Genomic DNA, 8,380 nt, shown 5'->3' with positions numbered 1-8,380 from the left:
CACGGCAGCCCGATCGGGCTGGAGCAACGACGCAACAACACCCTGCTCAAGGCCGGGGACATGGCCGTCTTCGACACCTCGCAGCCACTGGAATGCGAGTTCCAGGACCATGGGCGCGCCTCCCGAGTGACCCTGATGCGGCTGCCCCGGTCCGTGCTGCCACTGCCCGGTGACGGGATGGACCGGCTGGTGGCCACCCCCCTGTCCGTCCGGGCGGGTTCGGGCGCGCTCCTCACCTCCTTTCTGGCCGGCTTCCGCGCCAACGCCACGCAGGAGAACCTGCCGGAACTGCAGCGCCTCGGTGCCACCGGGCTCGAACTGGCCGCCACCCTCCTGGCCGCCCACCTCGACACCTCCCCGGCTCTGCCGGTCGAGACCCGGCGCACGGTGCTGCTGGCCCGCATCAACGCCTTCATCGACCAGAACCTGCCCGACCCCGACCTGAGCCCGGCCACCGTCGCCGCGCACCACCACATCTCCGTACGCCTCCTGCACCTGATGTTCCGCCAGGAACCGGAAACGGTCGCGGCCGCGATCCGCCGACGCCGCCTGGAACGAGGCCGGGCCGACCTCGCCGATCCACGGCTCAGGCACCGTACGATCGCCGAGACCGCCGCGCGCTGGGGCTACCGTCACCCGGCCGACTTCAGCAGGGCGTTCCGCCGCGCCCACGGAATCTCGCCCAGCGACTACCGGCACCTGGCCCAGAGCACTGACTGACCGGCACGGCGCCGGCCGGAGCGGGCTGCACCCGCGGGGAGCGACGACGGCCGGGTCCGCGACGGGTCTTCGGCCCGCACGTCCCCGCGGCCGTCTCAGATCCAGGTGTCGAGCCACATCCTGGCGCGCCAGTCACCCTGCGGGATCGTGTGCCCCGAGTAGACCGGGAAGAAATAGATGAAGTTCCACGCGATGAGCAGGACAAGTACGCCCGCTGCCACCACACCTCGTGTGCGGCGCTTGTCGGTCGCCCCCGGCGGACCCGCCAGCGCGCCCAGCGTCATGGCCACGGCCAGGCTCAGGTACGGCACGAAGACGACGGCGTAGAAGGAGAAGACCGTCCGGTCCTGGTACAGGAACCAGGGCAGATAACCCGCCCCCACCGCGCAGAGGATGGCGCCGGCGCGCCAGTCGCGGCGCAGCGCCCACCGGTGGAGCAGGTACACGAGTGCGCAGCACGCCGACCACCACAGCAGGGGTGTGCCCAGGGCGAGGATGGCCTGTGAGCAGTCGGCGGTCGCCTGGCAGCCGTCCCTCCCGGGTTTCGGCGACTCGTAGTGGAACAGCACAGGGCGGCCGAGTATCAGCCAACTCCACGGATTCGACTCGTACTTGTGCGGCGAGTGCAGCCCCACGTTGAACGCGTACACCCCGTGCTCGTAGTGCCAGAGGCTGCGGAGCGGGGCCGGTATCCACGACCAGGTGCCGCCGCGGCCGTCTGCCCAGTGGCGTCCGTAGCCGCTGTCCGACAGGAACCAGCCGCTCCAGGTCGCCAGATAGGTCACGGTGGCGACCGGCAGAAGGGACAGCGCCGACCAGCCGAGGTCCTTGCGCAGCACCGCACGGTAGGGGCGGTACGCCCCCGCCACCCTGCGCGAGCCGACGTCCCACAGCAGGGTGAGGATCGCGAAGAAGGCGAGGAAGTACAGGCCGTTCCACTTGGTCGAGGCCGCCAGTCCCAGGCACAGGCCCGCCGCGAGCCGCCAGGGACGCAGGCCCGTCCCGGCACGGTCACCGGTGGGTCCGTCCGGGCGTACCCGGCCGTCGATGTCGACCGGCAGGGCTGCCGCGAGCCGGGCCCGCGCACCGTCCCGGTCGATGAGCAGGCAGCCGAACGCCGCCAGGACGAAGAACATGACGACGAGGTCGAGCAGCGCGGTCCGGCTCATCACGTGGTGCAGGCCGTCCACGGCCATCAGCGCTCCGGCCAGGCAGCCCAGGAACGTCGAACGGAACAGGCGGCGTCCTATGCGGCACAGCATCAGCACCGACAGCGTGCCGAGGGCCGCCGTCATGAAGCGCCAGCCGAACGGTGTGAGGCCGAACATCCACTCACCGAGGCCGATCACCCACTTGCCCGTCGGCGGGTGAGCGACGAAGACCCCGGCGTCGGAGAGCGGGATCACCTGCGGATCGGCCAGGATCTGCGGGTCGGCGATCTTGCGGTCGGGCCAGGTGCCCTCGTATCCGTACCGCAGCAGGGACCAGGCGTCCTTGGCGTAGTACGTCTCGTCGAACACGACCGCCCGCGGGCTCCCCAGACGCCAGAAGCGCAGCACCCCGGCGAGGAGCGCCACCAGCAGCGGCCCGCCCCACGCCGACCGGCGCGCGAGCCGGTGCGCCGTCGCCGGGGCCGGCCCGAGCACGGACCACAGGCGTGTCCCGGGTTCGGGGAACGGCGGAACCAGGCGGTCCCGCATGGACGTACGCGGGATCTCCCCGTATCCGAAGCGGCGCAGCCGCCGCTCCCAGCGTGCGTTCTCGTCGCTCACGTGATGACTTTTCTCTCCGCGGAGTCCAGGACGGCGGACGGGCGCCGTCGGGCGGTGGGTGGCGGGCCCGCCCGGCGAGTCGACCGCCTCGCTCAGACCCGTTCCAGGGGCCGGTGCGGCCCGCTGGGAAGCTCCGCCTCGACCACGTCGCCCGGACGCACCACGCCGCCCTCCTTCACGATGCTCATGACTCCGGCCTTGCGCACGATGTTCCCGGCCTCGTCGCGGCCGACCACCTGCTTGAGCAGCCCTTGCCGGAAGTTGTCGATCTGCAGGCAGGGATTGCGCAGCCCGGTCACCTCCAGCACCGCTGCGCCGATGCGCAGCAGCGTGCCGGCCGGCAGAGCGAGGAGATCGATGCCGCGGGTCGTGATGTTCTCGCCGAGGTCACCGGGCGCCACCGCGAACCCCGCCGCACCGACCTCGTCGAAGAGTTCCTCCTGGACGAGGTGCACCTGGCGCAGGTTCGGCTGCGTGGGGTCCTGAGCGACCCGTGAGCGGTGCTTGACGGTCACTCCGGCGTGGACGTCACCCTGCACACCGAGCCCGGCGAGCAGCGTGATGCTGTCCCGGTTCGGTTTGGTGAACGAGTACTCCCCGTTGCTGCTGACCGCCGTGACCGTCCCGCTCATTCTCGGAACCCCTCCCCGTTTGACGATGATCAGTCACGACCCTAACCGTTCGGCCCGGCCGGCGACCGGTCCCCCCGGCGACCGGGCACGGGAGCGTCACCGGATGCGGTGGGTCTCCCAGAAGGGGCCGAGGTCCTGGTCCGTCACGGACTGCGCGGCCTTCTTGAAGGCGGCGGTACCGGAGACGCCGTACCAGTGGTCCCGGGCGTACCCCTTGAGGAGGCGGGCCATGGTGTCGGCACCGAGAGCGCGTTCCAGGTCGGCCAGGGCGCAGGGTCCGGCCGTGTAGACGAGGTGGTACTCGCCGGGGTGTCGTGACCAGTAGGCCATCGAGCCGGTCAGCGAGCTGGCGTCGTCCGGCCAGTAGACGTCCGACCAGCAGTCGCGGGTGTCCCAGCCGTGGAAGCGGGCGTTGGCGTACTGGGCGAAGCTCTCGTCCAGCCACGGTGAGGAGTACTCGTCGTTGCCGACGATGCCGTACCACCACTGGTGTGCCACCTCGTGGACGACGGCGCTGCCCTCCTCGGTGGTGCCGAGGAGGACGAGGCCGGGGTACTCCATGCCACCGCCGAACCCGCTGGTCATCACGAGATCGATCTCGCCGTACGGATAGCGGCCGAACTCCCGGCCGAACCGGTCGATCGCGGCGACGGCATCCGTGCGGTTGAGACGTACGCCCTCGGCCGGGGTTCCGGGCGCCCAGTACGACCGCACGCGTACGCCCCCTGGCGTGGTCTGCGTCGCCGTGCGGAACGGACCCGCGGCCCAGGCGAAGTCCCGCACCCGGTCCGCGACGCTGAGCGTGACCGAACGGCCGGGGCCGCCGGGGAGGGTCCGGGTGTGGCCGGTGGCGGGCACCTTCAGGGCCGACGGGTGGTCGAGGCGGACCCGGAAGTCGCTCGTCAGGGCGTAGAAACTCTCACCGAGCGCCACGTACGGATCGAGGTGCCATCCCTTCGCGTCCCGCACGGCGAGCACCGGCAGCGCGTTGCCGAGGAAGCGGAAGGCGCCTTCGCGGCCGAACCGGGCGTTGCGGTCGGGCACCGTGATGGAGACGTCGAAGGCGAGGGAGGTCCGCGCGCCGCGCGCGAGGGGCCTCGGCAGGGCGATACGCAGAGCGGTGCAGTTCACGGAGGGACGCTCCGGTGCGCCACCGCGTACGTGCGACACCCTGACAGCGGCGGCAGCGGCGGGCGTGCCGCACCCGTCCGTGCCGTTGCCCCACAGGCGCAGGTACACCTCGCGCAGAGGCCGGTCGGAGGCGTTGCGGAACGAGACCCGCTGGCGTCCGCTCCAGTGGCTGCCGTCCGCGTCGGAACGCAGCGCCACGTCGTAGCGGGCGCGGTCCGGCGTGGCGGCGGTCCCGGTCTCCTGCGGCCCGGCCACCGCACCGGCATCACTCACCTGGGCGGCGACCGCCATGAGCAGCACGAGCAGCACGACGAAACCACGACGAGCGGACAGGGGCGCGGACCACACGGCTAACGGCGACATGGCAGCGGATACTGCCACATCACACCGCCGGCCGACTCGCCTTAGGCGGACTCTTCGAGAAGGGGGACGCCAGCGAAAATCCCTGTGCGCCGGTTCGCACACCTCTGCGATCATCCCCGAATGGCGCACAGTCTCGAATCGCTGGTCATCCGGCACACCCACCGCCTTCCCACCCCCAAGGGCTCCGCCGGCGACGGCGCCACCGCCGCGCGGCAGTTCGACGCGGTGCTGACCTCCGTGGGCTTCAAGCTCTCGGCGGAGCTGCTGCAGCGGCTGTCGGGGCTGTCCGAGGCCGCGGTCGTGCACACCGCCGGGCGGACCCTGCGCACCGTGAGCGAAATGGTGGGCGACCACGTCCGGCACAACGCGTATTTCATCGACTTCCCGGCGAACGTGCCGGACACCGAAGAGTTCTGGATGCGGTGTGTGACGGAGGCGCTCGCCGACGACGCATCGCGCCAGAACGTGCTGACGCAACTGGCACACGGCGTGCTGGACCTCCTCAGCCTGCCCGCCTACGGCCGCTACCAGCACACCTACGAGGAGATGCTCGCGGCACAGGACGAGCTGATCGCCGCCGCGGGCGACCGGGTGACCGTCCTGCACCTCGGACGCGACCTCGACGACGAACTCACCGACCTCTACCTGGCCTTGGCGGGCAGCACGACGCCCCTGGGCGAGGACCACCTGCGCGACCTCAAGGCCCTCGCCGAGCGGTGCGCGACCGGCCCCCAGCCGGAGTCGATCCCGGTCCGGGAGAACCGGGCCGTCGTCAACGAGGCCCGTCTCGCGGCCGGCGCCGACCTCCTGCTGGACACCGTCACGGATGTGCTGCGGCTGGCCTGCGCGCTGTCGGGCGGTGACGTGACACTGCAGGAGTCGACCCGCTTCCGCGCCCTCTCGCGGCCGGCCCGCCGCGCGCTCCTCGCGGGCCTCGACGCCGTGGTCGCGGCGAACCCCGCCAAGCTGGCCGACGTGCACGCGCACCGCGAGCCGTTCAAGCGCCTCGGCGAGCGACTCCACCCGCACGAGTACCCGCGCTGGCCGCACGCCGCAGACGTGTTCGCCGTGGCACGGGGCGAGAAGGAGGCCCGGTCCTTCGACAGCCGGGTGGAGAAGCTGCTCGACGAGTACGACGTCCTCGGCGCGGTGCGGCTGCTGACGTCCGCCCCCGGCAAACTGTTCCGTGCTCTCGACCTCCTGCTGCGCCTCGCCGCCGACCAGGAGGTACGGGACGCGGTGCTGGCCGCCGCGGTACGGGTCGCGCCCGAGGTCTCGGGCCGGGTCGTGCTGTCGGTCCGCGAGCACTTCCAGAACCGGGAGCGGGAGACCGCCGAACCCCGGATCTTCGTCAACCGCCGGGGCCGCGGCTGGGTCACCCCCGACGCCCGGAGGCCCGTCCCCGCCGCCGACCGCGATCGCCTGATCGCCGCCCTCGACACCGAGCTGCGCCGCAGGCTCCCGGCCCCGGACCGGCTGCTGCTCGGCCCCGACGTCCTCGACGTCGCGCTCCCGCTGAGCGGCAGGGCGACCGCCGCCGGGCTCGGCGTACTGCCACGGGGTTCCGTATCGGCCGTCGACGGCGAACGGCTGCGCTTCTTCGTGTATTGGAAGGAGACCGAGGACCGGACCGACTACGACCTCTCGGCGCTGCTCCTGCACTCCGACTACAGCACCGACTCCTGGCTCTCCTACACCTCCCTCCAAGCCGTCGGGGGAGTGCACTCGGGCGATGTCACCGAAGCGCCCGACGGAGCCTCGGAATTCATCGACCTGTCCCTGGACCGCGTACGCGGCACCTTCATCGTTCCGCAGGTCAACATCTTCGCCGGCGAGAGCTTCGAGGAGGTCGAGGAGTCGTTCTTCGGCTTCATGCTGCGCGACGGCGAGCAGAAGGGCCGCCCCTTCGAGCCGCGCACGGTGCGGATGAAGTCGGAGCTTCGCGGGGCGGGCCGGGTGGCACTGCCGCTGGTCTTCCGGCGCGAGGACGACGGCCGGTGGCGCGCGAAGTGGCTGCACCTGTACCTGAAGGGCATCTCGGCGGCCAACCGGGTCGAGGAGAACCAGGTGTCGGTGTCCAAGGTCGTGCGCGCCCTCGTGGAACGCGAGCATCTGACAGTGCGATACCTGATCGGCCTGATGTCCGACGGCACGACGGCTGTGGACCTGTGGGACGGCGGGCCGGTCCCGGACGAGCCCGTGCTGTACATCGGTCTCGAACGCCCCGAGGGACTCCACCCGGACTCCCGGGTCATCACCCTCGAAAATCTGCGCGACCTGATCCCCGGCTGAGTGCTAGCGTTGCCCACGGCGAGGCCATGAAGGGGCTTCCTTCTCCCTTCCTTTCCTGAAACAAGTTCCTTCGCTTTCCTCGCCACCGACGTCGCTCCGGGCGGCGCCCGCGCTTCTTGCGCGAGCGCCGCCCGAGCCGTTTCCAGGGACCTGCCCGCGCGACCCGCCCCGGCCGACGTGCCCGGCTCACCTCCACCCCCAAAAGGCCCTGGTGAAGGGCACGCGCGCGTGTCGCTCACAGCTGAGTCACGTAACCTCGGGCATGCAGACGTCAGTTGTCGTACGCATTCACCCTCAGGAGGCGATGGTGTTCGGAAAGGGCACGCCGTTGCTCGCGGGCGCCGTGATCGCGGCCTGCGTGGTGCTCCTTGGCCCCAGTGCACCGGGAGACGCCCTTTTCGGCAGGTCACAGCCCGTCGACGCCGTCAAGGACGTCGTACCGAACCGGGTCATGACGTGGAACCTGTGCAACCCCTGCGAGACGAGCGACGTCGACCGGGCGGCGGAGATCGCCAGGTACGCGCCCCAGGTCATCGGCCTCCAGGAAGCCTGCGTGCGCGACGTCGAGAGCATCCGGGATCACCTGGAGAACCTCCACGGGCTGGTCTACCACGTCGAGTACGGGAGTGTTCTGCAGAACTGGGGCCGCTGCGGGGGTGCGCCGTGGAGCCCGGGAGCCTACGGTCAGGCCCTGCTCTCGGCGGCACCGATGACCGACCGCGTCAAGGTGGAATACCCCGACGGCGGATCCGAGGACCGCGGCTACATGGCAGTCACCACCATGGTGGGCGGCCGGTCCGTCCGGGTCTTCAACACCCACCTCGCCGAACGACGTCAGGAAGCGGTCCGGGCGAAGCAGACCGCCGTACTCGCCGCCGCCGTCGCCCGCCACGACCGCGCCATCGTGATCGGCGATTTCAACGCGACGCCGGACGCTCCCGAACTCGCCCCGATGTGGGAACTGGCCGCGGACGCGGACCCCCAGTGTCATCCGGCGCCCGGAAGCTGCGAGACGACCACCGACTGGCAGAGCAAGTTCGACTACGTCTTCCTGCGCGACGTCGCCCGGCTCGACCACCGCGTGCGGCACAGCCCGTACTCGGACCACGACCTGCTGCTCGCCGACGTGGGCTGACCTGGCAGCGGCTCAGCGGCCCGCACGGGTGAACGTCACATGCGTGACTCCGCTGGGCGAGGAGACGGCCTCGACCTCGTAGTCCCTCTCGAGGCTCTCCAGGCCGTCCCAGAGGCGTACGCCCCGGCCGAGCAGGAGCGGGACCACCACGACGTGCAGGTGGTCGATGAGTCCGGCGGCGAGGAAGTCGCGGATCGTGCTGGGCCCGCCACCGATACGTACGTCCTGGCCGCCCGCGGCCTCACGGGCCGTCCGGAGCGCCTCGGCGGGGGAGGTGTCGAGGAAGTGGAACGTCGTGCCGCCCTCCATCTCGATCGAGGGGCGGGGGTGATGGG

7 protein-coding genes are annotated in these 8,380 nt (G+C 71.1%); 3 read left to right on the top strand and 4 right to left on the bottom strand.

Annotated features, from left to right (window positions below; translation table 11 throughout):
- The coding region (locus BZL64_RS31310; RefSeq protein ID WP_086772515.1) for a helix-turn-helix domain-containing protein at positions 1-720 on the top strand (720 nt) is incomplete at its 5' end.
- Between the two features lie 95 nt (positions 721-815).
- On the opposite strand, the gene BZL64_RS31305 is transcribed toward BZL64_RS31310, so the two are convergent.
- The 3 genes from BZL64_RS31305 to BZL64_RS31295 all read right to left on the bottom strand — a co-directional run bounded on the left by BZL64_RS31305 (position 816) and on the right by BZL64_RS31295 (position 4,618).
- The gene (locus BZL64_RS31305; RefSeq protein ID WP_086772516.1) at positions 816-2,420 is read right to left on the bottom strand and encodes a dolichyl-phosphate-mannose--protein mannosyltransferase; all 1,605 of its coding nucleotides are present in this window, start codon (positions 2,418-2,420) and stop codon (positions 816-818) included.
- 164 nt (positions 2,421-2,584) lie between these two features.
- Positions 2,585-3,124 (bottom strand): MOSC domain-containing protein, encoded by a 540-nt coding sequence (locus tag BZL64_RS31300; RefSeq protein ID WP_086772514.1) that lies wholly within the window; start codon positions 3,122-3,124, stop codon positions 2,585-2,587.
- 96 nt (positions 3,125-3,220) lie between these two features.
- Positions 3,221-4,618, bottom strand: a complete 1,398-nt coding sequence (locus tag BZL64_RS31295) for a M1 family metallopeptidase (protein WP_086772513.1) — start codon at positions 4,616-4,618, stop codon at positions 3,221-3,223.
- Positions 4,619-4,738: 120 nt separating this feature from the next.
- On the opposite strand from BZL64_RS31295, the gene BZL64_RS31290 reads away from it, so the two are divergent.
- Positions 4,739-6,910: a TerD family protein gene (locus tag BZL64_RS31290; RefSeq protein WP_086772512.1), complete on the top strand. Its 2,172-nt coding sequence runs from the start codon at positions 4,739-4,741 to the stop codon at positions 6,908-6,910.
- A 304-nt stretch (positions 6,911-7,214) separates the two neighbouring features.
- Positions 7,215-8,045, top strand: coding sequence for an endonuclease/exonuclease/phosphatase family protein (locus BZL64_RS31285; RefSeq protein WP_244205587.1), 831 nt, complete (start codon positions 7,215-7,217; stop codon positions 8,043-8,045).
- Between the two features lie 12 nt (positions 8,046-8,057).
- On the opposite strand, the gene BZL64_RS31280 is transcribed toward BZL64_RS31285, so the two are convergent.
- On the bottom strand, positions 8,058-8,380 hold a 323-nt coding region (locus BZL64_RS31280), incomplete at its 5' end, for a dihydrofolate reductase family protein (protein WP_208639553.1).

This window comes from Streptomyces bobili (assembly GCF_002154575.1).
Taxonomy (GTDB): domain Bacteria; phylum Actinomycetota; class Actinomycetes; order Streptomycetales; family Streptomycetaceae; genus Streptomyces; species Streptomyces bobili.
This window is presented reverse-complemented; position numbering and strand designations above follow the sequence as displayed.